Source organism: Pseudoxanthomonas sp. F11 (assembly GCF_037046485.1).
In the GTDB taxonomy this organism is placed as follows: Bacteria; Pseudomonadota; Gammaproteobacteria; order Xanthomonadales; family Xanthomonadaceae; genus Pseudoxanthomonas_A.
Window position 1 is genome coordinate 132,121 of record NZ_JBANLZ010000006.1, and the last position, 22,619, is coordinate 154,739.

Consider the following 22,619-nt stretch of genomic DNA (forward strand, 5'->3'; position numbering starts at 1 on the left):
GCTGCATCGCGCCCGATACGGAGCTGACGAGGAAAGGAAAGGGGGACGCGGGCAAGGCGTCCCCCTTTTTTCGCATGACTTTCTGTAGGAGCGACGCAAGTCGCGACCGGGATTCGTCGGCACCCGGATCCTTTCAACAAGTCCCTGGAGCCGCAAGTGACGAACGAAAGCACGCTGGAGCCCCCAAGCTGCGGTCGCGACTTACGTCGCTCCTACAGGAAACGGCAGCGTCAAGCCTTCCGCAACGCGAACCCCGCACCCGTTGCCAGTGCGTCGTAGTTCGGGAACGAGGTCGCCACATTCGCCACATCACCGATGCGCACCTCGCCTGAAGCCAGTTGGCCGGCGATGGAGAACGCCATCGCAATGCGGTGGTCGCCATGCGAATCCACGGCGCCGCCCTGCAGCGGACCCGGGAAGATCGTCGCACCATCCGGCGTCTCATCCACCCGCAGCCCCAGCGCGCGCAGGCCGTTGGCCATGCTGGCCAGGCGGTCGGACTCCTTCACCCGCAGCTCCGCGGCGCCGCGCACGACCGTGGGGCCATCCGCGGCTGCGGCCGCGACGAACAGCGCGGGAAACTCGTCGATCATGTCCGGCACCAGCGCTTCCGGCACCTCGATGCCACGCAGCGGCGCATGGCGCACCACCAGATCGGCCACCGGCTCGCCGCCGTGCTCGCTGGCGTTCTCTTCGGTGATGTCTGCGCCCATCAGGCACAGCGCCTGCAGCAGGCCGGTGCGACGCGGGTTCAGTCCGACCGCGCGCAGGCGCAGTTCCGATCCCGGAATGATGCTGGCGGCGACCAGGAAGAACGCCGCCGAGGAGAAATCGGCCGGCACGGCGATGTCGGTCGCCTTCAGGCGCTGACCGCCGCACAGGCGCGCGAATCCGGGCGAGAATTCGATCTCCACGCCGAACGCCTTCAACATGCGCTCGGTGTAGTCGCGGGTGGGATGCGGCTCGCGCACCATGGTGTCGCCTTCCGCATACAGGCCGGCCAGCAGCACGGCGGACTTCACCTGCGCGCTGGCGACGTCCAGCGTGTAGTCGATGCCCGTCAACCGTTGGCCCCCGTGGATGCGCAGCGGCGGCAGGCCGCCCTCCTCGGTATCGATGCGCGCACCCATCGTGGCCAGCGGCCCGGTGACGCGGCGCATAGGGCGCCTGGACAGGGATTCGTCGCCGACCAGCACGCTGTCGAACGACTGCGCGGCCAGCAGGCCGGCCAGCAGGCGCATGCCGGTGCCGGCATTACCGCAGTCCAGCGGGCCCTCCGCCGCCTTCAGGCCATCGACGCCCACGCCGTGCACGACGCGACGCGAGGGCGACGGGGTTTCGATCCGCACCCCGAGCCGCGAAAAGATCGCGGCGGTGGCGCGAGTGTCCTCGCCTTCCAGGAAGCCGTCGATCGTCGAAGTGCCATCGGCCAGCGCAGCGAACATCACCGCGCGGTGCGACACCGACTTGTCGCCGGGGATGTCCAGGGTGCCGTGCAGCGGTTGGCCGGCGGAGGCGATCCAGTCTTGTTTCATGAGTATCGAGATTCGGGATTCGGGAGTGGAGATTCGGTACATCGGGCGGACTGGGTCGTGATCGATGTTGCGGCGAATCACGAATCCCTACGCCCGAATCCCGGCTTTCAGGGCACCGCAACCGGATACGACCCCAGTACCTTGATCTGCGCCGAATGCTGCTTCAGTTCGGCCAGCGCCTGCTTCATCGCCTCGTCGTCGATGTGTCCGGCCAGGTCGATGAAGAAGCCGTACTCCCACTTGGCGTGGTGCGAGGGCCGCGACTCGATCCGGTTCATGCTGATGCCGTGGCGTGCGAACGGGCTGAGCACGTCGAACAACGCGCCCGGCTTGTCGTGGATGAAGACCAGTACCGAGGTACGGTCGTGGCCGGACGGCGGGAAGATGCTGCGGCCGATCACCAGGAAGCGCGTGGTGTTGTCCTTGTCGTCCTGGATCGGGCTCATGACGACCTTCTTCAGCCCGTACACGTGCGCCGCGCTCTCGCCGCCGATGGCGGCGGCGTCGTCGCTGCCGCGGGCGCGGCGCGCGCCTTCGGCATTGCTCGACACGGGCACCTTCTCGACCTTGGGCAGATTGGCGCGCAGCCAACCGGCGGTCTGTGCGAAGGACTGCGGGTGCGCATAGATGCGCTCGATGTCGTCGATGCGGCCGGTGCGCGACATGAGGAACTGGTGCACGCGCAGCTCGACTTCACCGCAGATCTTCAGGTCCGAGGTCAGGAACATGTCCAGGGTGATCTGGATGGTGCCCTGCCCCGAGTTCTCCACGGGCACCACGCCGAAGTCGGCGTTGCCGCTGGCCACCTCCTGGAACACCTCCTCGATGCTGGCCAGCGGAAGACCGTGCGCCGAGCGGCCGAAGTGCTTGAGCACCGCCTGCTGGCTGAACGTGCCCTCCGGGCCGAGGTAGCCGATCTTGAGCGGCTCCTGCTGCGCCAGGCAGGCGGACATGATCTCGCGGAAGACATGCACCAGCACCTCGTCGCTGAGCGGGCCTTCGTTGCGGTCCACCACCATGCGCAGCACCTGCGCCTCGCGCTCGGGACGGTAATAGTCCACCGCGGCAGCCAGCTTGCCCTTGGCCTTGCCGACCTGGTGGGCGAAGCGCGCGCGCTCGGCGATCAGCGACTGGATCTGGCGGTCGATGCCATCGATCTTGGCGCGTACGTCGGAGAGGGCCGGAGCGGGCGTGGCTTCGGCCTTCTTGCTGGCTGCGGGCTTCTTGCTGGATTTGCTGGGCTTGGAGGCCATGTTTCTGGTTTCCTGGGGAAGCTCTCTGTAGGAGCGACGTAAGTCGCGACCTGAAGGTGGGCGGTCGCGACTCACGTCGCTCCTACATCAGCTTTGATCATCCGTTACGCTGCTGGAAATCCTGCATGAACTGCACCAGCGCCTGCGCACCTTCCACCGGCAGCGCGTTGTACAGCGAGGCGCGGATGCCGCCGACCGCCTTGTGGCCCTTCAGCGCCAGCAGTCCGGCCGCCTTGGATTCGGCCACGAAGCGCGAGGTCAGGGTCTCGTCGGGCAGGAAGAACGGGATGTTCATCCGCGACCGGACCGCTGGCACCACCTCGTTGCGATAGAAGCCACCGGAGGCATCGATGGCGTTGTAGACCAGCGACGACTTCAGCGCATTGCGGCGCGCGAACTCCTCCACGCCGCCTTCGGCGAGCATCCACTTGAACACCAGCCCGGCCAGATACCAGTTCCAGGTCGGCGGCGTGTTGAGCATGGAGTCGCGCGCGGCGTGCGAGCGGTAGTCGAAGATGTCGGCGCGCGGCTGGCCGCTGCGCTCGAACAGGTCCTTGCGGATGATCACCACCGCCACGCCCACCGGGCCCAGGTTCTTCTGCGCACCGGCATAGATCACGCCGTATTTCGACACGTCCAGCGGCTCGGAGGCGATGGACGAACTGAAATCGGCGAACAGCGGCACCTCGCCGACGTCCGGGGTATCGCGGAACTCGACGCCGTGGATCGTCTCGTTGGCGGTGATGTGCACGTAGGCCGCATCGGGCGTGAGCTTCCAGCTGTCGCGTGGCGGAATGTCGTGGAAGCCGCCGGCCTCGCCGTCGGCGGCGATGTTGACCGTGCAGTACGGCTTGGCCTGCTTGATCGCCGTCTTGCCCCAGTGTCCGGTGACCACGTAATCGACCACCTGGCCGGGCGCGGCGAAGTTCAGCGCCAGCAGGGCCTGGTGGGTGGTGGCGCCGCCGGACAGGAACAGCACGGCATAGTCGTCCGGGATGCCGACCAGCCTGCGCAAGTCGGCTTCGGCCTCGGCCGCCACGGCGATGAAGTCCTGGCTGCGGTGGCTGATTTCCACGATGGACGCACCAACGCCGTTCCAGTCGAGCATCTCAGCCTGCGCCTGCCGCAGGACCGATTCGGGCAAGGTGGCGGGACCGGCACTGAAGTTGAACGCGCGCGTCATGGGACACCTGAACAGGAGGACCCTTAGTATGCCGCAGCGCATCAGTTGCAGGGGCAACGAAGCGGACGCATGGGCATGAATCCCGGACTCGCCGCATCCTCCGCTCGTCCCGGCTCGTATAGGCTGGACGTTGGGTGCCGCCGCGGGAATTTTCTGGCGCGGGTAACGTCCAACCAACACCCCCCGCTTCACGGAGATGTCCATGTCCCTGCGCGACGCCCTGCGGATTCCCGCCTCACAGATCACCGACGAGTCGGTCTACCGGGACCGCCGCCGCCTGCTCCAGGCGTTCGCCGCTGCACCGGCCCTGGCGCTGGCCGGCTGCGCCGAGGCCGAACCTCCGCCTCCGCCCAAGGTCACCGTGACACCGGAACAGGCCCGCTCCGGCTTCCGGACGACCGAGACGCTGACCCGCTACCAGGACGTCACCACTTACAACAACTTCTACGAGTTCGGCACCGGCAAGGCCGATCCCTCGAATGCGCGCAAGACGCTGAAGACCTCGCCGTGGTCGGTGGTGGTGGGAGGAGAATGCGCCAAACCCGGCAGGATCGCGCTGGAGGACCTCATCAAGGGCCTGGCGCCGCAGGAGCGCATCTACCGGCTGCGCTGCGTGGAAGGCTGGTCGATGGTGATCCCCTGGCTGGGCGTGCCGCTGGGCGAGGTCCTGAAGAAGTTCGAGCCCACCTCGAAGGCCAAGTACGTGGCCTTCACCACCCTGGCCGATCCGGTGCAGATGCCGGGCGTGCGCTACCGGTCCATCAACTGGCCCTACCGCGAGGGCCTGCGCATCGATGAAGCCATGCATCCGCTGACCCTGCTGGCCACCGGGCTGTACGGCAAACCGCTGCCCCAGCAGAACGGTGCGCCGCTGCGGCTGGTGGTGCCGTGGAAGTACGGCTTCAAGAGCATCAAGTCGATCGTGGAGATCAAGTTCGTCGAACGCATGCCGGAGACGGCCTGGCACGACCTGCAGCCCTCGGAGTACGGGTTCTTCTCCAACGTCAATCCGGACGTGGACCATCCCCGCTGGAGCCAGAAGACCGAGCGGCGCATCGCCGGCACCCAGAGCAAGCTGTTCGCCGAGCGCATCCCCACGCGCATGTTCAACGGTTATGCCGACCAGGTCGCCTCGCTGTATGCGGGTCTCGATCTGAAGAAGTGGTACTGACCTGACGATGCGCAAGGCATCCGCCGGCCTGGTCGCCGCCAAGACCCTGGTCCACGCGCTGGCCCTGACTCCACTGGCGATCCTGGCATGGCAATTCCACGACGTCTGGCGCAATGGCAGCGACGCGCTCGGCGCCGATCCGGTGGCCGAGATCGAACACCGCACAGGCTTGTGGGCGCTGCGCCTGCTGATGGTGGCACTGGCGATCACGCCGCTGCGCCAGCTGACCGGCCAGCCGATCTTGTTGCGCTTCCGCCGGATGACCGGCCTGTACGCCTTCTTCTACGCCAGCCTGCACCTGGGGGTTTACCTGGCGTTGGACCTGCGCGGCTACTGGACGCAGATATTCGAAGAGATCGTCAAGCGCCCCTACATCACCGTGGGCTTCACCGCCTGGCTGCTGCTGGTGCCGCTGGCGATCACCTCGACGCAGGGGTGGATGCGGCGCCTCGGCCGGCGCTGGGGCCAGTTGCACACGCTGGTCTACGCCATCGGCGTACTGGCGGTGCTGCACTTCTGGTGGCTGGTGAAATCCGATATCCGCGAGCCGCTGCTGTATGCAGGCATCCTGGCGGCGCTGCTGGGCTGGCGCCTGTGGAAATCGCTCAGCCGGCGCCGAACAGCAGCAGCGCGCTGAGCGCAGCCGCCATCAGGACGGCCGCCAGCAGCAGCCACGGCCAACGCCGAACGGACGCTTTCGTTGCCGGCGGGGCACCGCCCTCCGCGGGCGTCTGGCCGGCATCGTCCAGCGATGCCGACTCCTCCGTCCGCGCACTGGGGGCCCATGGCACCTCGAGCACGAAGCGGTGCTGGGCGTCGAACACCACCTGGTCGCCCGCGGCCAGCAACGCATCGCGCACCGCCATGCCGTTGACGCGGGTGCCCTCGGCCGACCCCAGGTCGCGCAGCAGAACGCGGTCACCGCGCAGCTCCAGCCGGGCATGCCGATCGGCGAAGGCCGGATCGTCGACGCGGATGTCCGCCTCGCGCGCGCGGCCGACAATACGCGGGTGCTCCAGCGACACGCTCCTGCCGTGATACTTGCCTCCGACGCCCCGCAGCACCACCCGGGCGTCGCCCTGGCCTGCGTCGCTGTCGCGCACCTCTGCGGCCGAGCCGAACCCGGATTGCAGCAGCAGCTCCACGCCTTCCACGTAGACCGCATCGCCAGGCCGCAGCAGCGCCATCCGCTTCACCGGGCGGCCGTTGATGTGCACCCCGCGCATGCCGTTGGCCACCTGCAGCCACAGGCCGCGCCGATCCACGCAGATCTGCGCCAGCAACGCACCCTGCAGCGCGTCGCCCACACCGATGGTGCCGGCGGCCTCTCGCACGATGCGGTGGACGCCGGTGCTGAGCGGCCGGTCGGGCGCAGGGCGGTTGCTGAAATGAAGTCTGAGGTTCTGCACGCGACGGGAGCCTATCAGGTTGCCGCCCGGCCGTGATAGCCGTCTTGGCAGCGCACGGCATGGCCACGCAGAATAGCCCTACGCCACAGGAGCCTATGCATGGCCAGCATCGACATCGAGCACCCGCACTCCAAGACCCCCGCGCAGGCGCGGAAGGCCATCGAAGGCGTGGCGAAGAAGCTCTCCGAGCGCTTCGACATGGACTATGGCTGGGATGGCGACACGCTGAACTTCAGCCGCTCCGGCGTGGACGGCAAGATCGCACTGCTCGCCGACACGTTGCGGGTCACCGCGAACCTGGGTTTCCTGCTGTCGGCGATGAAGGGCCCGATCGAGGCGGAGATCCGTCGCGTCCTGAGCGAGAAGTTCGACTGAGGTCAGTCCCGGAAGGGATCCGGGTCCGCGGCGAACAACCGGCGCGAGACCGCACGCTCGGCGCGTTCGATATCGCGCACGAAGGCCTTGCCGTCGCCCAGCGCGGCGAAGGCGGCGAACCCGCGCTCAAGGAAGCCCTGCAGGTCGCCCAGGCCCGTCGCCCGGGCCGGCCCGCGCGACAGTTTCAGCAAGGTGGCCACGCCGGGCGTCTTCACCGCCTGCGCCAAGCCCACGCCGACCTCAGCGATCAGGTCGATCTGGTGCCGACGCAGGCGGCGCAGGCCCACCTCGCGATACGCCTGGCCGTACAGCTCGGCGTCCAGCCTGCGCCGCTGGGGCGCCAGCGTGTGCAGCGTCTCGGCCATGCGCATGTCCAGCGCATGCGTCAGCACGCCCAACTCGATGCCGTGGGCCACGGTCTCCAGCACGGAGGCCGGCAGCAGGCGCTGCATCATCGGCATGACCTTGGCCACGTTGGCGTCGCGCCCGCTGAAATCGTGGTCGCCGTACACATCGGTCAGGAAGAACATCGCCGCAGCGCGGCGGGTGGGATCGGCGAGGAAGTGGGCGAAGCTGGTCTCCAGCCTGGCCGCCTGCCAGCGCCTGACCTCCGGCAGCCAGCGCAGGCGGTTGCGCGGTTCGCGCACGGGATCGTGCGCTGTCTGGTGCCATTCCAGTCGCCTGCCCACGCGTGCGATCAACGGATTTGCTCGAGCCATGGGCACCATGATCCGGGCGGGGGGAGACCGCCGCAACCCGGCGGCCGGTCGGCTACACTCGGGCAGCAAGGTCACTACGGGTAGTACATGCTCTCGATTCACAGTGCGCGACAGCGGGGCCACAACGGCAAGATCGGGCTGGCGATCGCCGGCGGCGGCCCCATCGGTGGCATGTACGAGTTGGGAGCCCTGCGTGCCCTGGACGAAGCACTGGACGGCCTGGACCTGACCCGCATGGACTGTTACGTGGGGGTCAGCTCCGGCGCCTTCCTGGCCGCCGGTCTGGCCAACCGGATGAGCACGGCCGAGATGTGCCGCATCTTCATCACCGGCACCAGCGACGACGCGGAGTTCCGACCCGAGACCTTCCTTCGCCCCAACGTGGGCGAGTACCTGCGGCGGGCGGCCAGCCTGCCGGGGCTGTACGCCGACTGGGTATCCCGCCTGCTGCGCAGCCCGCACCGCGCCACGCGCTGGTCGGACCTTTTCCTCCGCTTCGGAGGCCTGGTGCCCACCGGGATCTTCGACAATCAGGAAGTGGAACGCTTCCTGCGCGACATCTTCACGCGGCGCGGCCGCAGCAACGATTTCCGAACGCTGGACGCGGACCTGTTCGTGGTGGCGGTGGACCTGGACAGCGGCGAGGCCGTGCGCTTCGGCGAGCCGGGCTGGGACGACGTCCCGATTTCGCGCGCGGTGCAGGCCAGTTCCGCCTTGCCCGGCCTGTATCCGCCGGTGGAGATCGGTGGTCGCCACTTCCTGGACGGCGCGCTGCGCCGCACGATGCACGCCAGCACCGTACTGGACCGCGGCATCGACCTGATGATCGGCATCAACCCGCTGGTCCCGTTCGACGCGAACCAGGCGACACCCCAGGCCGACCAGGCCGAACAGGTCGGCCTGGCCAGCGGCGGACTGCCCGCGGTGCTTTCGCAGACGCTGCGGACTCTGCTGCAGTCGCGCATGCAGATCGGCATGGAGAAGTACCCGCTGCGGTACCCCGACATCGACCAGCTGGTGTTCGAGCCGAACGCGGACGACAGCGAACTGTTCTTCACCAACCTTTTCAGCTTCTCCTCGCGCCACCGGGTCTGCCAGCTCGCCTATCGCAACACGCTGGCCGACCTGCGCAAGCGCGCGGCCGCGCTCAAGCCCATGCTGGCCGCACACGGCATCCGCTACAACGAGGACATCGTCCAGGATCGCAACCGGTCGATCCTCGCTGGTCTGGACGTGGCGCCGCGCATGACCGAGACCACCGCCCGCCTGCGTCGTGCGCTGGACGACGTCGACCAGCTGGTGTCCCGCCACCGCGCGGCCCGTCATTCGTGATGCGCTTGCGGTTGCGCCGCCCGCTGGTGTGAAAACTCTAGACGCGACGCCGATTCTGGCGCGCAATCCCCACACCACCCACTGACGGAACGCCATGGCCACGCTGAAGAAATCCGCACGCAAGAAAGCCGCTCCCGCTTCCAGCAACGAAACCCTGCAGGCTCAGGCCGAGCAGCTGTCCAAGCGTCTGGGCGAGTCGGCCCAGCAGGTCTGGCTGGCCGGGGTGGGCGCCTTCGGACGCGCGCAGGCCGAAGGCACCAAGCTGTTCGAGACCCTGGTCAAGGAAGGCCTGTCGCTGGAGCAGATCACGCGCAAGACCGCCGGGGGCAAGGCCCAGGCCATGCGCGATGCGGTGGAAAGCACCGTGGGGCAGGCGCGCGAACGTGCGTCCGACACCTGGGACCGGCTGGAAAAGGTGTTCGAGGAACGCGTGCATCGCGCACTGCGCCGCCTCGAGGTGCCCAGCCGCGAGGACCTGTCCGCCCTGATCGATCGCGTCGATGCCCTGAACGCCGAGCTGCGCAAGTTGGGCGGCGTGCCGGCCGCGAAGCCGGCACGGGCGCGCAAGCCCGCCGCCAAAAAGCCGGCGCCGGCCGCGAAGAAGACGCCCGCCAAGCGTGCATCGCGCAAGAAGGTCGCACCATAAGGTCGCATGGGCTTTTCTGTGCGCTTTCCTGAACATTTTTTTGTTGCGCGGCACCATCCAATGGCGTAACAATCATTCCAGCCCGCCAGTCCACCGAAGTTCGTTTGCTCCCCTCCCCTTACGGCTTCGGACTGGCGGGCTCCTTCATTCCGCCACGCGGCGCGCGGCGGGCCGCCACAGACGGCCGCAGGCATGGGCCGGTAGAATGGCCGGTCGAATAACAACAACGCCCCGCGCCGCATGTCCATCTGGTTCCTTGGCCTGGCCGTCACGCTCGTCAGTGGCGCGGCCGCTACCGCCTATTTCTGGCTGGTCCGCCGCCCCCGCGATGAGATGTCCTACGGTCTCCATGCGTTGTCTGGGCTGCGCTGGCGCGAGTTCTCGAAACTGGTCCTGGCCGCGATGGCGCGCCGCGGACTGGTAGAAGCCAGCCCCGACCCCCAGGACAGCCGCGAGCCCCAGTCCACCTTCCTGCTCACCCGTGGCGACGAACGCTGGCTGCTCTCGTGCAAGCATGGTTCGGCCTACCGGATCGCGGCCGCACCGGTACAGGAACTCGCCGCCAGCATTCGCCTGGGCGCAGCCCACGGCGGCATCCTGGCGACCGAAGGCAATGTGGAGAAGGAAGGTCGCGACGCCGCCCAGGGCAACACCATCGAACTGCTGGACGGCCCGCGCCTATGGCCCGAAGTGGTGGACCTGATCGAACCGGGCCTGCGCGAGCAAGTGGTCGACTACGCTGCCGCCCGCGCCAAGCGTCACATCGGCATCGCCTGGCTCGGGGCCGTGGCCATGGGCGCCCTGGCCATGGCCGCCTGGCCCGCCCCCCCTGCGCCGGCCCGCTCGGCCCCGGGTGCCGCATCGTCCGTGTCGCCGGCGTCCAGTCCTGCGATCCCTGCACCGGCGCCGGCACAACCCGCGGCGTTCCGCGAGCCCACAGAAGAAGAACTGGAAATCCAGATGCGCGAGGTGCTCAAGGCACTCGCCAGGACCCCCGGCGTCACGCGCGGCGTGTGGCAGACCAAACTGACCCTCAGCGTGGACCTTGCGGCCGGAGGGCAGGACGTCTGGCCGCGGATCTGCAGCGAACTCGAACGCTACCCTGCACTGCGTACGAGCCGTGTGCAGCTCAACCCACCTCCCGGCAGCAGCGAACCCGTGCGCTGGCGGCAGTGCAAGACCCTGTGACGCCGCTGCGACGTTCCGTCGCTGTGGCTGACGCGCGTACAACGGGATGATCCCGCCACCGCCCTGCCGCATGCCGATCCCATGAGCGACGTTCCCGACCCCACGCCCTACGAGCGCATCGGCGGCGAAGCCGGCCTGCGCCGGATGACGCAGCGCATGTATGCGCTGATGGATACCCTGCCGGAGGCCGCTGCCGTGCGCGCGCAGCACCCGCCGTCGCTGGAGGGCAGCGAGCAGAAACTGTTCGAATTCCTCAGCGGCTGGCTCGGCGGCCCACCGCTGTTCACGCAGAAGCACGGCGCCCCGATGCTGCGCGCGCGCCACCTGCCCTTCCGGATCGGCATGGAGGAAGCCAGCGGCTGGCTGGCCTGCTTCCATGGCGCGATGATCGAGACGGTCGAAGACGCCCACCTGCGCGACTTCATGTGGTCGCGCATCGAGCCGCTGGCGCTGCACATGCGCAACCTGCAGGCGGTGCCGCTGAGGTGGGCGAACGAAGGCTAAAGAATTCCGGCCCGGACCACGCCACCGGGAAACGGCTTACATGCAAATTACATAATCGTCCGGGTCGAGCGCCGTCTCGACCCGCAGTATCACCAAAGCCTCCGACCAGAGTTCGTCCCCCGGCTCCGTGCGATCTCCTGTGCCGAATCGCTCCGGCGGACCATAGGCCGACCGCCAGTCACCATTGACACATGCAGCGAATCCGGATCGCAGGCATGGAAATCCTGTGCAACCTGCCTTGTACGCATCAGGCAGCGCCAATGCTCGCATCGCCAAATCGCGGAAGCGCGCGGATTGCTGCTTAGTCAAGGCCATGTCGATATCACGATGAAATCTGCCGTTCCAGCGATATCCGACACCTTTCGAAGGCCTCAAGCGTGCCTCGCCCCCGTCCTTCGATGATCTTGCGTGGATGACGGAGCTGTCGAAGCAGCCTCGGGCAGCCAGGACGACGACCCAGTCCTGCGACGCGCAGGCCATGGTCTGCGTCGGGGGCAATTTGCCCAACAAGTCTCCTTCGATCTCGGATCTCGCCGCGGCACGCTTACCCTCTGCGGTCCATGCGGCCAGCCAGACATCGCGCTCGTCCAAGATGCGAGATGCCAGCCATGAGACGCCGACCACGGTACCCACCAGGAGCATGCAACCCAGCCTGAGTGCCCTGGCCCAGGAAATCTGCATCGCCCACTACCAATGCACGCCCCGCATCAGCGCGGCGAACGCGATCTGCTCCTGGCTGGGCGATTCGTCCTTCAGCGCCTTGCTGTCACCCTTGGCCGCGGCCGAGTCCGGGAAAAGTTCGAAGGCGGTGTTCATCACCACCTCGTACGCCTTCGGCGCCACGGCGTTGACCAGCGCTGCGAAGATGCCCAGGCGGGTCGCGATGCGGCTCGGCTTCTCGATGATCGCCTTGACCAGCAGGTCGGCCGCCTCCTCCGGCGACAGCGTGGGCACGCTGTCGTACATCTTCGTGGGCGCGATCATCGGCGTCTTGACCAGCGGCATGTTGACGGTGGTGAAGCTGATGCCCTTGCCCGACAGCTCGCCCTGCGCGCAGCGGCTGAACGCGTCCAGTGCCGCCTTCGACGCCACATAGGCCGAGAAGCGCGGCGAGTTGGCCAGCACGCCGATCGAGCTGATGTTGATGATGTGGCCCTTGCGGCGCTCGGTCATCTTCGGCAGGAAGCCCATGATCAGCCGCAGGCTGCCGAAATAATTCAGCTGCATCGTGCGTTCGAAATCGTGGAAGCGGTCGTAGCTCAGCTCGATGGATCGGCGGATAGAGCGGCCGGCGTTGTTGATGAGGACATCGACATGGCCGTGTTCGTCCAGCACCGTCTTCACCAGGCGGTCGCAGTCGGCCATGTCGGCCAGGTCCGCGGTATAGGCGAACACCTTGCCGCCAGCCTTCTTCATCTCGTCGCGGGCCTTGAACAGCTCCTCCTCGCCGCGCGCCACGATGATCGTGATGGCGCCCGCCTCGGCTACACGCTGCGCGGTGGACAGGCCGATGCCGGAGGATCCGCCTGTAATGACCACCACCTTGTTGCGCACCTTGCCCTTCAACGAGCGGTCGATGAACAGGTCGGGATCCAGGTGGCGTTCCCAGTAATCCCACAGGCGCCACGCATAGTCGTCCAGGCGAGGCACGGCGATGCCGCTGCCCTTCAGCGCACGCTCGGTCTCGCGGCTGTCGAAGCGGGTGGGATAGGTGATGAACTTCAGCACTTCCTTCGGGATCTTGAAGTCGCGCAGCAGCATGCCGATGAAACGCTTCACCGGCGGCAGGTTGCCCACCGCCATGCGGATGCTGCCCGGCACGAAGGCGAACATGCGCGCATCGATGCGCATGGTCATCTCCGGCGCATGGCCGGCGCGGCAGAAGGTGTTGAGCACTTCGCCCACCCGCATCGGCTCCGGATCGGTCAGGTGGAAGGTATGCCCGTCCAGCTTCGGTTTGTGCGCGATGTGGTCCATCGCATCGGCGACGAAATCCACCGGCACGATGTTGATCCTCCCGCCCTCGATACCGAGCACCGGCACCCACTGCGGCAGCAGTTCGCGCAGCTTCTTGATGAGGGTGAAGAAGTAGTACGGCCCGTCGATCTTGTCGATCTCGCCCGTCTTAGAGTGACCGACCACCATGCCCGGGCGGTAGATGCGCCACTTGATCCGCTTCTCCCGGCGCACCAGACCCTCGGATTCGTGCTTGGTGCGCAGATAGGGGTCGTCCAGGCCTTCGGCTTCCTCGAACATGTCCTCGCGGAAGATGCCCGGATACAGGCCGGCGGCGGCGATGGAACTGGTGTGATGGAAACAGCCCACCTTCAGCGCGGCTGCCAGGTCCAGTGCATGTTGGGTGCCATCGATGTTGGCGGCCTGCTGGGCTTCCCGGCTGGCGGTGAGGTCGTAGATGGCGGCCAGGTGGAAGAAGTGCTTCACCTTGCCGGTCAGCGTGCGCAGTTGGGCGGGGGTCAGGCCGCACCGGGGCTTGGTCATGTCCCCGTGCACCACCGTCACGCGCTTCATGTCCCAACCCGCCTTCTTCGCGATGGCGTCGAACTTCTTCTGCGAGTCCTTGCGGACCAGTACGTAGACCGTCCCGCTACGCTTGAGGAGGTTGCCGACCAGATAGCGACCGATGAATCCCGTGGCGCCGGTGACGAAATAGCTCATGACTGCCCCATTCCTCAAGTTGTGTGGGCCGGCCCCTCCGACCGCCCTGCGCGGTAACTTGCCAGAGCCATCCCGTTTCGACAATCCCGTCACGGATTGACCGCCTGCACCACCCGTGGTGTGATGGACTCGATCACTGGGAGGGATCATCCATGGCCGATCTGAAGACTGCATTCGAACAAGCATCCAAGGACATCCAGAACCTGTCGGAACGTCCGGACAACGACACGCTGCTGCGGCTTTACGGGCTGTACAAGCAGGGCTCGGAAGGTGATGTGAGAGGAGACAAGCCGGGCTTCTTCGACTTCGTCGGCACCGCCAAGTACGAAGCCTGGGCCAAGCTCAAGGGCACCGCGCCCGAAGACGCCCAGAAGAAGTACGTGGACCTGGTGAAGAAGCTTCTCGCCTAGTGGCGCGCGATACCCGCCAGCGCATCCTCGACGCCGCCCTGGCGATGTTCAACTCACAGGGCGAACCTCACGTCACGACCAACCATATCGCCGACGAGCTGGAGATCAGCCCGGGCAACCTGTACTACCACTTCCGCAACAAGGACGACATCATCGAGCAGCTCTTCGCGCGGTACGAGGAGCGCATGGACGCGGCGCTGACGCCGCCCACCGACCGTCTGCCCGGGCTTGAGGACATCTGGCTGCAACTGCACCTGGTGTTCGAGTGCATCTGGGACTACCGCTTCCTGTACCGCGACCTGGTGGAAATCCTCAGCCGAAACCGGCGCTTGCGCATGCGCTTCGCGCGCATCCTGCGGCGCGCCGACGACAGCGCGCATGCGGTGATGCGCGGCATGGGCCATGCGGGGGTGATGCGCGCCTCGGCGGCGGAGCTGGCCGCCACGGCCACCAACGTGCTGGTCGTGTCCACCTTCTGGCTCAACTACGCATCCACGCGCGGCGAGAAGGACGAACAGGCCGCCATCCGCCAGGGGATCGTGCAGGTGATGATGCTGGTGGCCCCCTTCCTGCGGGATGCGGAACGGGTACACCTGAACACGCTCACGCAGGCGTACACCGCCTAGGCACGCATCCTGTGCAGAAGGCGACTCAGCCTGCGCTGTGCCACGGATCGTGAAACCGACCGGCAGGCAGCGGGCTTGAAGCCCTTTCTACGTCCGCCTTTCCTTGAAAGCCCCGCTCAAGCGGCCGCCAATGCACTCCCCAGCCTCGACGCTGCCGCGCGCAACTCCGGCAGCAGGCCGCGGTCGTCGACGAACTCGAAGTCCGGACCGATCAGGGCCAGCAGCGCCAACAGCGCGTCGATGGATTCGCCGCCCAGTTCCAGGATGCAGTGCCGGTCGTCGCCGGCCTCCAGGATTCCGCACCACGGCGGCACGCGCGTGGCCTGTTCAGCGACGGAGCCGGGCAGCCGCAGTCGCACCTGGTAGCGCGTGAAGGGTTGGGTGATCGACTTGGCCACATAGTCCGCCACGTCGCCCGGGAACGCGCGTGGCGGGAACTGGGTACCCGTGTCGTGGAGCGACTGCACGCGATCCACGCGGAACGTCCGCCAGTCCTCGCGCTTGAGGTCCCACGCCACCAGGTACCAGCGGCTGCCGGTATGCACCAGCCGCAGCGGTTCGATCAGCCGCTCGCTGGCGCGCTGGCTGCGGTCGCGATACTGCATCCGCAGCCGGAAACCATCGCGGCAGGCCGCCGCAATGCGCAGCAGGGCGTCGACATCCGATGTGGGCGCACCGCCCGCCAGGGAGAGCGTGACCGAGTACAGGGCACTGGCCCGCTTGCGCAGGCGGGCCGGCAACCACTGATCCAGCTTGGACAGCAGCCGCAGCGACGTGTCCTCCATGCGGCCGACGCTGGCGGCGGCAGTCCGCAAGGCGACCGCGACGGCCACGGCCTCGTCGTCTTCCAGCAGTACCGGCGGCATCGCGCTGCCCGACCCCAACCGGTAGCCGCCGCCCAGGCCGGGCGAGGCATCGATGGGATAGCCGAGTTCCCGCAGCCGCTCCACGTCGCGGCGCAGCGTACGGCGGTCGATGTCCAGCCGCTGACTCAGTTCCGCGCCCGTCCAGTGGCGGCGCGACTGCAGTAGCGACAACAGGCGGAGCAGACGGTTGGAGGTGCTGAGCATGGACGCAGTATCAGGCCAATTGAGGACCGATTCTGTCCTGGATAAGCTCCTTGCGGCCCCACCATCCCTGGCGCGCACGCGCGGCGGATGTTCCGAACCGGCCGTCGCCCGGCGCCCAAGACGCAGACGCCCCGGCGAGCCGGGGCGTCGACGTTCCCTCTGGTGTGAGGGGTCAGGCGCGACGGCTGCGACGGGGCGCGGACTTGCGCGCCGCCGGCTTGCGGACGGTCTTGGTACGCGCCGGCGCGGCCTTGCGGGTGCGCGACGCCTTGCGGGCGGGCTTCTTCAGGCCCAGCTTCACCAGCACCGGTTGCAGGCGCGCCTCCACGTCGGCACTGAACTGGCCGACGCGGGCCTCGCCCTGCTCCCGGACATCCGCCAGTCGGCCCAGCACATCGCGCTGCGCCGCGTGGGCGAACGTCGCGGCCTGCTGGCGCACGGCGTCGATGCGTTGACCCGCCTCCGCGGCGGCGCCGCGCGCTTGGCGACGCGCCACCGCAACCACGCCGAGGCCGGCGAGCCAGAGATGGCGCAGGGTGGGTTCAGGGGTCTTGCGGCGAGTCTTCTTGGCAGCCATAGCGGGCATCCACATACCGGCCCGGGTGGCCGGCTTCCATGACGCGATGCTGTCCGGCCTGCGTCGAGCAATCACACTATTGGCCGCTCCACTCACATATTCCGTAGGGGTTGCCTGTCGACCGCGTTCGCGGCGATGCTCGCCACATCCTGGGAGGGACGACAGATGGCAGCCAGATTCTCGAAGTGGGCCCCGTTTCCGCACGACGCCAAGGCCTATGCCTACACGGGCGATGCACTGAAGAAGGCATGGCCGGCCCTGCATGCCGGCGACCAGGAGCCCTACCCCGACGAGAAACGCGCGAAGGCATTGATTGCCGCGGCGGGCAAGGCGGCCAAGGGCATCGCCGCCGACGATCTTGCACAGCGCCTGCAGGACGCATGGCGCGCATTCCACCGCGGCGACTTCCGGGCGGCATACGAGGCCGGCGAGGCGCTGGGGCCGCTCGGTGCGTCGGTGGCGGTGAAGGCGCTCGGCATCCACGCCACGTATCTGGTGGACGACGAAGCCGAGCAGCTCAAGCGGTTCGAACATGCGGCGCAGCTCGCCGAGGCGGCGGTCAAGGCGCTGCCGGACGAGGCGAACAGCCATTACCGTCATGCCTTCGCCCTGGGCCGCTACAGCCAGGGCATCAGCATCGCCAAGGCGCTCAAGCAGGGCATCGCCGGCAAGGTGAGGATCTCGCTGGATGCCGCGCTCGAGCTGGCCCCGAAGCATGCCGAGGCGCACACCGCGCTGGCGCTCTACCACGCCGAGATCATCGGCAAGATCGGCGCGATGATCGGTGGCCTGACCTACGGCGCCAAGGCGAGCGAGGCCGAGTCGCATATCAAGACCGCGCTGAAGCTGACGCCGGATTCGCCCATCGCCCATATGGAGTACGCCAACGTGATGCTGCTCCTGCACGGCGACAAGAAGGAGGAGGCCGCTGCGGCAGCCTTCGAGAAGGCCGGCAAGCTGAAGCCGCACGATGCCATGGAAGCGCTGGACGCAGCGCATGCCAATGCGCAGATCGAATAGCAACGCCCTCCTTGCGCTCGCATCGGCCTTGCTGGCCGCAAGCGCGACGGCAGTGGCCCAGGTCGTCGCGCCCGCAACCCCTGCCCCATCGTCGCCGGTGCAGGCGACGGATACGCTGGTGGACGCCCTGACCTGCAGGACCGCGGCCGGCGACATCGCCGGCCTGCTGGCCAGGCTGCGGCGCGAAAGACCCGGCGAATTCGCACAGACAGAGCGCCAGTACAGTACGCCGAAGATGGATCTCTACCGGCTCGACACGCCCGTGGATGCCTGGGGCAACGAAGGCGATGCCGTCGTGATCACCGACAACCGCGTGCTGCTGCTCGTGGAGGCGCCCATCGATACCGCCAGCATGCGCCTGGAGCAATCGCTGGCGGACAGTCGCGAGGCGCCGCTGTCCGGCGCACTCGATGATCTCCATGCGCTGGTGGTCTACGCCGGCGAGCATCCCGGCATGCAACAGCGCACGCTGATCGGATGCGAGTACCGCATGCCCGGACTCTCGCTGCTCACCCATCCGGACGACGCCTGGCGCACGCCGACGCCGTGACCCGATGCGCGCGGGCAGCGCAAACGACGCTTCCCTCCTCCTGCTAAAGCCGCACGCGTTACCCGCGACGGGCCGGCGCCGGTGCCCTGGCCGTTCCGCGGAGCGGGCTTAACGGCCCGTTCCCGACCATCTTTAGGGCCGACGTCACGTTTCTGCTGCCTCTCGCACACCCTTGCATTGCAGGGATTCCCGGGGGCCTAACACATTTTTTTGCAGCCGCCCTAAAGGTTTTTTTGGCAGCGCCGTTATTCATTTCGCAACACGAAGACGACTAGCCCAACAAAACAAACCGGCAGCGTCTTTTCCCTTCAACGCCGTGAATCCAAATAAGAGGAGACGAACATGGCACAGGTAATCAACACCAATACGATGTCGCTCAACGCTCAGCGCAACCTGAGCACCAGCGGCGCCTCTCTGGCCACCACCATCCAGCGCCTGTCGTCTGGCCTGCGCATCAACAGCGCGAAGGACGACGCCGCCGGCCTGGCCATCTCCGAACGCTTCAGCACCCAGATCCGCGGCCTGGACGTGGCCGTGCGCAACGCCAACGACGGCATCTCGCTGGCCCAGGTGGCCGAAGGCTCTCTGACCGAAATCGGCAACAATCTGCAGCGCATCCGCGAACTGGCCGTGCAGTCCTCCAACGCCAGCAATTCCGCGTCCGATCGCGCCGCACTGAACGCCGAAGTCAAGCAGCTGACCTCGGAAATCGACCGTGTCGCCAAGCAGGCCGACTTCAACGGCACCAAGCTGCTGGACGGCACGTTCACCAGCCAGCTTTTCCAGGTGGGCGCCAACGCCGGCCAGGCCATCGCCATCGACAAGGTGGTCGACGCCCGCGCCCAGACCCTGGGCGGCGTGACGTTCGCCAACACCTACACGGGTACGGCACTGGCTACCGACGCGGCCGCCGCCGACACCACCTATTCGCAGCTGCAGATCTCGGTCACGCCGACCGGCGGCAGCGCGACCACCGTCGACATCGGCGCCTTCGACGTGAAGGCCGGCCAGTCGATCACGCAGGCCGCGGCCGCCGCCATCAACAACAAGCTGGGCGAAACCGGCGTGTACGCCGAGGTCAAGGCCGGCGTCATCAACCTGACCTCGGTCAAGGGCGGGCAGGAGTTCGCCCTGGCGTTCGGCGGCCCGGTCGTCGCCGGCGCCACGGTGTCCACCGCCGCCAACCTCGGCCTGACCGAGACCAGCACCAACGGCGGCGACCTGGCCACCACGAACAGCTTCGTCCAGGGCCTGGACATCACCACCTTCGCCGGCGCCCAACGCGCCCTGGAAGTGGTGGACAAGGCGCTGACTTCGGTCAACGGCGCGCGCGCGGACCTGGGCGCGATCCAGAACCGCTTCACCTCGGTGGTCGCCAACCTGCAGACCAGCTCGGAAAACCTGGCCGCGTCCCGTAGCCGCATCCGCGACACGGATTTCGCCAAGGAAACCGCCGAACTGACCCGCACCCAGATCCTGCAGCAGGCCGGTACGGCCATGCTGGCCCAGGCCAACCAGGCGCCGCAGGGCGTATTGAGCTTGTTGCAAGGCTGAACCTAGCGTCCCCGGCGGCACGGCGGGGAATCGTTGGACAACATCATCCCCCGTGCAGAAAACGCCTAAGGAGTCGAACTCATGGCACAGGTCATCAACACCAACACCATCTCGCTGAACGCGCAGCGCAATCTGAGCAGCAGCGGGGCTTCACTGGCCACCACCATCCAGCGCCTGTCGTCCGGCCTGCGCATCAACAGCGCCAAGGACGACGCCGCCGGTCTGGCCATCTCCGAACGCTTCAGCACGCAGATCCGCGGCCTGGACGTGGCGGTGCGCAACGCCAACGACGGCATCTCGCTGGCCCAGGTCGCCGAAGGTTCGCTGACCGAGATCGGCAACAACCTGCAGCGCATCCGTGAGCTGTCGGTGCAGTCGGCCAACGCGACGAATTCCTCGTCCGACCGCGCCGCGCTGAACGCGGAAGTCAAGCAGCTGACCTCTGAAATCGATCGCGTCGCCAAGCAGGCCGACTTCAACGGCACCAAGCTGCTGGACGGCTCGTTCTCCAGCCAGCTGTTCCAGGTGGGCGCCAACGCCGGCCAGGCCATCGCCGTGGACAAGGTGGTCGATGCGCGTTCGCAGTCGCTCGGCAACGTGAAATTCGCCGCCAAGCAGACCGCCACCACCGCGGCAGCCGCCGCAACCGCGGATGGCAAGCTGGCCGGCATGCAGATCAACGGCGTGACCATCGCCGACGTGGAGTGGAAGAACGGCGCCGCTGGCACCGAAATCGCACAGGCCATCGCCACGGCAGTGAACGCCAAGCTGGGTGAGACCGGCGTGGCAGCCTCGGTCGGCACCGGTGCCGACGCTGGCAAGGTGATCATGACCTCGGTCAAGGCGGGCAAGGATTTCGACATCACCGCGGGCACCATCACCGGCGGCGCCACTGAAATCGGCCTGACGGGCATCGCCGACGCCACGGCGGCCGCCACCACCACGGCCAGCTTCGCCAAGGACCTGGACATCACCACGTTCGAAGGCGCGCAGAAGGCCCTGGAAATCGTCGACGCCGCGCTGACCTCGGTCAACTCGGCCCGCGCCGACCTGGGTGCGGTGCAGAACCGCTTCACCTCGGTGGTCGCCAACCTGCAGACCAGCTCGGAAAACCTCGCCGCCTCGCGCAGCCGCATCCGCGATACGGACTTCGCCAAGGAAACCGCCGAACTGACCCGCACCCAGATCCTGCAGCAGGCCGGTACGGCCATGCTGGCCCAGGCCAACCAGGTGCCGCAGAACGTGCTGAGCCTGCTCCGCTGACGCGGCGCCAGGCACCGGGGCGGGCGTCTCTCCCGCCCGTCCCGGTCAGGCACTCCTTCCTCGCCCCAATCAGGACTTTCCCATGGCACAGGTCATCAACACCAACACCATCTCGCTGAATGCCCAGCGCAATCTGGGCACCAGCGGCGCCTCGCTGGCGACCACGATCCAGCGGCTGTCGTCCGGTCTGCGCATCAACAGCGCCAAGGACGACGCCGCCGGTCTGGCCATCTCCGAGCGTTTCTCCACCCAGATCCGCGGTCTCGACGTGGCCGTGCGCAACGCCAACGACGGCATCTCGCTGGCCCAGGTCGCCGAGGGTTCGCTGACCGAAATCGGCAACAACCTGCAGCGCATCCGTGAGCTGTCGGTGCAGTCGGCCAACGCGACGAATTCTTCGTCCGACCGCGCCGCGCTGAACGCCGAAGTCAAGCAGCTGACGGCCGAAATCGATCGCGTCGCCAAGCAGGCCGACTTCAATGGCACCAAACTGCTGGACGGCTCGTTCTCCAGCCAGCTGTTCCAGGTGGGCGCCAATGCCGGCCAGGCCATCGCCGTCGACAAGGTCGTTGACGCCAAGGCCAATGCGCTGGGTGGTGCGATGTTCGCCACCGCCACCTTCACCACCGCCACGCCCACCGACGGCGTGACCGCCCTGAAGATCGAAGGCCTGCAGCTGACCAACGCCGACGGCGCCACCGTGACCATCGACACCGTCGATGTCGCGGCGCAGGGCACGGCGGTGGCCACCCGCGACGCCGCCGCCAAGGCGCTGGTCACGGCCATCAATGCCAAGATCGGTGAAAGCGGCGTGTATGCCGAAGTCGGTGCGGCCGGTGCGGTCAACCTGACCTCGGTGAAGGACAGCGTGGGCAGCAACGGCGCCTTCAAGGGCATCGCCATCGAAACCGGTACCTGGACCGGCGGCGGCGCCCCGGCCGACGTCACCGCCAGCACGGTCGCCACGGCCAAGCAGTACGCCTCCAACCTGGACATCTCCACGTTCAAGGGCGCGCAGCAGGCGCTGGAGATCGTCGACAAGGCGCTGACCGCGGTCAACTCGGCCCGCGCCGACCTGGGTGCGGTGCAGAACCGCTTCACCTCGGTGGTCGCCAACCTGCAGACCAGCTCGGAAAACCTCGCCGCCTCGCGCAGCCGCATCCGCGACACGGACTTCGCCAAGGAAACCGCCGAACTGACCCGCACCCAGATCCTGCAGCAGGCCGGTACGGCCATGCTGGCCCAGGCCAACCAGGTGCCTCAGAACGTGCTGTCCCTGCTGCGCTGATACGCAGCACGCCTCACCCGCAGTTCCTCCTAGTTACCTGTCGTCACGGACGGATTCGTCTCCCTCCGTTTGGCAGTACCCCAGCCCCCGCCGGCAACGGCGGGGGTCTTTTTTTGGCAGGAGTGAGTGGAGAGGAGTGAGGAGCAAGGAGTGAGTGGAAGCGAACGCTGCTGAGCCGGCTGGCCGCTTTGGCTCACTTCTCACTCCTCTCCGCTCACTTCTCGCTCCACTGGCACAAACCCTGCATCACCCCGAAAGCCTGCATTTCTC

Annotated in this window: 23 protein-coding genes; 14 read left to right on the forward strand and 9 right to left on the reverse strand. The window is 67.3% G+C overall.

All coding sequences use genetic code 11. The features are described 5' to 3' along the window. Nucleotides 1–230: 230 nt before the first annotated feature. The 3 genes from aroA to serC form a co-directional block, all read right to left on the reverse strand. Nucleotides 231–1,535: a 3-phosphoshikimate 1-carboxyvinyltransferase gene (aroA, locus tag V8246_RS16635; protein ID WP_336190227.1), complete on the reverse strand. Its 1,305-nt coding sequence runs from the start codon at nucleotides 1,533–1,535 to the stop codon at nucleotides 231–233. Between the two features lie 107 nt (nucleotides 1,536–1,642). Continuing rightward, the gene (gene pheA / locus V8246_RS16640) at nucleotides 1,643–2,788 is read right to left on the reverse strand and encodes a prephenate dehydratase (protein WP_336190228.1); all 1,146 of its coding nucleotides are present in this window, start codon (nucleotides 2,786–2,788) and stop codon (nucleotides 1,643–1,645) included. 97 nt (nucleotides 2,789–2,885) lie between these two features. After that, a complete protein-coding gene (gene serC, locus V8246_RS16645) occupies nucleotides 2,886–3,971 on the reverse strand; it encodes a phosphoserine transaminase (RefSeq protein WP_336190229.1) in 1,086 nt (361 codons plus the stop codon). A 202-nt stretch (nucleotides 3,972–4,173) separates the two neighbouring features. Here serC and msrP point away from each other — a divergent pair, with 202 nt between their 5' ends. Next, nucleotides 4,174–5,142 (forward strand): protein-methionine-sulfoxide reductase catalytic subunit MsrP, encoded by a 969-nt coding sequence (gene msrP, locus V8246_RS16650; RefSeq protein WP_336190230.1) that lies wholly within the window; start codon nucleotides 4,174–4,176, stop codon nucleotides 5,140–5,142. A 7-nt stretch (nucleotides 5,143–5,149) separates the two neighbouring features. Then, complete coding sequence (gene msrQ, locus V8246_RS16655) at nucleotides 5,150–5,779, forward strand: protein-methionine-sulfoxide reductase heme-binding subunit MsrQ (protein WP_336190231.1); 630 nt, start codon at nucleotides 5,150–5,152, stop codon at nucleotides 5,777–5,779. Here msrQ and V8246_RS16660 read toward each other — a convergent pair. After that, the gene (locus tag V8246_RS16660; RefSeq protein WP_336190232.1) at nucleotides 5,748–6,551 is read right to left on the reverse strand and encodes an FHA domain-containing protein; all 804 of its coding nucleotides are present in this window, start codon (nucleotides 6,549–6,551) and stop codon (nucleotides 5,748–5,750) included. The genes msrQ and V8246_RS16660 overlap by 32 nt on opposite strands. Before the next feature lie 99 nt (nucleotides 6,552–6,650). On the opposite strand from V8246_RS16660, the gene V8246_RS16665 reads away from it, so the two are divergent. Next, on the forward strand, nucleotides 6,651–6,926 hold the full coding sequence (locus V8246_RS16665; protein ID WP_336190233.1) for a polyhydroxyalkanoic acid system family protein: 276 nt from the start codon (nucleotides 6,651–6,653) through the stop codon (nucleotides 6,924–6,926). Nucleotides 6,927–6,928: 2 nt separating this feature from the next. Here V8246_RS16665 and V8246_RS16670 read toward each other — a convergent pair whose 3' ends face one another. Continuing rightward, nucleotides 6,929–7,645 carry a hypothetical protein gene (locus tag V8246_RS16670; RefSeq protein ID WP_336190234.1) on the reverse strand — a complete coding sequence of 239 codons (717 nt, stop codon included), beginning with the start codon at nucleotides 7,643–7,645 and terminating at the stop codon, nucleotides 6,929–6,931. An 87-nt stretch (nucleotides 7,646–7,732) separates the two neighbouring features. Between V8246_RS16670 and V8246_RS16675 the strand changes: the two genes are divergently transcribed. The 4 genes from V8246_RS16675 (at nucleotide 7,733) to V8246_RS16690 (ending at nucleotide 11,315) form a co-directional block, all read left to right on the forward strand. After that, nucleotides 7,733–8,977 (forward strand): patatin-like phospholipase family protein, encoded by a 1,245-nt coding sequence (locus V8246_RS16675; RefSeq protein WP_336190235.1) that lies wholly within the window; start codon nucleotides 7,733–7,735, stop codon nucleotides 8,975–8,977. 94 nt (nucleotides 8,978–9,071) lie between these two features. Continuing rightward, complete coding sequence (locus V8246_RS16680; protein WP_336190236.1) at nucleotides 9,072–9,623, forward strand: phasin family protein; 552 nt, start codon at nucleotides 9,072–9,074, stop codon at nucleotides 9,621–9,623. Between the two features lie 240 nt (nucleotides 9,624–9,863). Further along, on the forward strand, nucleotides 9,864–10,811 hold the full coding sequence (locus tag V8246_RS16685) for a restriction endonuclease (RefSeq protein ID WP_336190237.1): 948 nt from the start codon (nucleotides 9,864–9,866) through the stop codon (nucleotides 10,809–10,811). Between the two features lie 81 nt (nucleotides 10,812–10,892). Next, complete coding sequence (locus V8246_RS16690; RefSeq protein ID WP_336190238.1) at nucleotides 10,893–11,315, forward strand: group II truncated hemoglobin; 423 nt, start codon at nucleotides 10,893–10,895, stop codon at nucleotides 11,313–11,315. Nucleotides 11,316–11,351: 36 nt separating this feature from the next. Here the strand turns inward: V8246_RS16690 and V8246_RS16695 are convergent, their stop codons facing one another. Next, complete coding sequence (locus tag V8246_RS16695; protein ID WP_336190239.1) at nucleotides 11,352–11,957, reverse strand: hypothetical protein; 606 nt, start codon at nucleotides 11,955–11,957, stop codon at nucleotides 11,352–11,354. Between the two features lie 45 nt (nucleotides 11,958–12,002). Then, a complete protein-coding gene (locus V8246_RS16700) occupies nucleotides 12,003–13,991 on the reverse strand; it encodes an SDR family oxidoreductase (protein WP_336190240.1) in 1,989 nt (662 codons plus the stop codon). Between the two features lie 152 nt (nucleotides 13,992–14,143). Here V8246_RS16700 and V8246_RS16705 point away from each other — a divergent pair, with 152 nt between their 5' ends. Together V8246_RS16705 and V8246_RS16710 are read left to right on the forward strand one after the other, a co-directional pair. Continuing rightward, a complete protein-coding gene (locus V8246_RS16705) occupies nucleotides 14,144–14,401 on the forward strand; it encodes an acyl-CoA-binding protein (protein ID WP_312770685.1) in 258 nt (85 codons plus the stop codon). Next, the gene (locus V8246_RS16710) at nucleotides 14,401–15,027 is read left to right on the forward strand and encodes a TetR/AcrR family transcriptional regulator (protein ID WP_312770686.1); all 627 of its coding nucleotides are present in this window, start codon (nucleotides 14,401–14,403) and stop codon (nucleotides 15,025–15,027) included. The genes V8246_RS16705 and V8246_RS16710 overlap by 1 nt, the downstream gene beginning before the upstream one ends. A 116-nt stretch (nucleotides 15,028–15,143) precedes the next feature. Here V8246_RS16710 and V8246_RS16715 read toward each other — a convergent pair whose 3' ends face one another. Both V8246_RS16715 and V8246_RS16720 read right to left on the reverse strand, forming a co-directional pair. Beyond that, entirely contained in the window at nucleotides 15,144–16,097 is a 954-nt protein-coding gene (locus V8246_RS16715; RefSeq protein WP_312770687.1) for a YafY family protein, read from the reverse strand. Nucleotides 16,098–16,269: 172 nt separating this feature from the next. Further along, complete coding sequence (locus V8246_RS16720; RefSeq protein WP_312770689.1) at nucleotides 16,270–16,674, reverse strand: hypothetical protein; 405 nt, start codon at nucleotides 16,672–16,674, stop codon at nucleotides 16,270–16,272. Nucleotides 16,675–16,839: 165 nt separating this feature from the next. On the opposite strand from V8246_RS16720, the gene V8246_RS16725 reads away from it, so the two are divergent. From V8246_RS16725 to V8246_RS16745, 5 genes are all read left to right on the forward strand, one after another. Then, entirely contained in the window at nucleotides 16,840–17,694 is an 855-nt protein-coding gene (locus V8246_RS16725) for a hypothetical protein (RefSeq protein WP_336190243.1), read from the forward strand. Further along, nucleotides 17,678–18,244: a hypothetical protein gene (locus V8246_RS16730; RefSeq protein ID WP_336190244.1), complete on the forward strand. Its 567-nt coding sequence runs from the start codon at nucleotides 17,678–17,680 to the stop codon at nucleotides 18,242–18,244. Before V8246_RS16725 ends, V8246_RS16730 begins: the two co-directional genes overlap by 17 nt. A gap of 342 nt (nucleotides 18,245–18,586) precedes the next feature. Continuing rightward, nucleotides 18,587–19,798, forward strand: a complete 1,212-nt coding sequence (locus tag V8246_RS16735) for a flagellin (protein ID WP_336190245.1) — start codon at nucleotides 18,587–18,589, stop codon at nucleotides 19,796–19,798. Nucleotides 19,799–19,879: 81 nt separating this feature from the next. Then, the gene (locus V8246_RS16740) at nucleotides 19,880–21,061 is read left to right on the forward strand and encodes a flagellin (protein WP_336190246.1); all 1,182 of its coding nucleotides are present in this window, start codon (nucleotides 19,880–19,882) and stop codon (nucleotides 21,059–21,061) included. Nucleotides 21,062–21,143: 82 nt separating this feature from the next. After that, nucleotides 21,144–22,349: a flagellin gene (locus V8246_RS16745; RefSeq protein ID WP_336190248.1), complete on the forward strand. Its 1,206-nt coding sequence runs from the start codon at nucleotides 21,144–21,146 to the stop codon at nucleotides 22,347–22,349. Nucleotides 22,350–22,619: the final 270 nt, after the last annotated feature.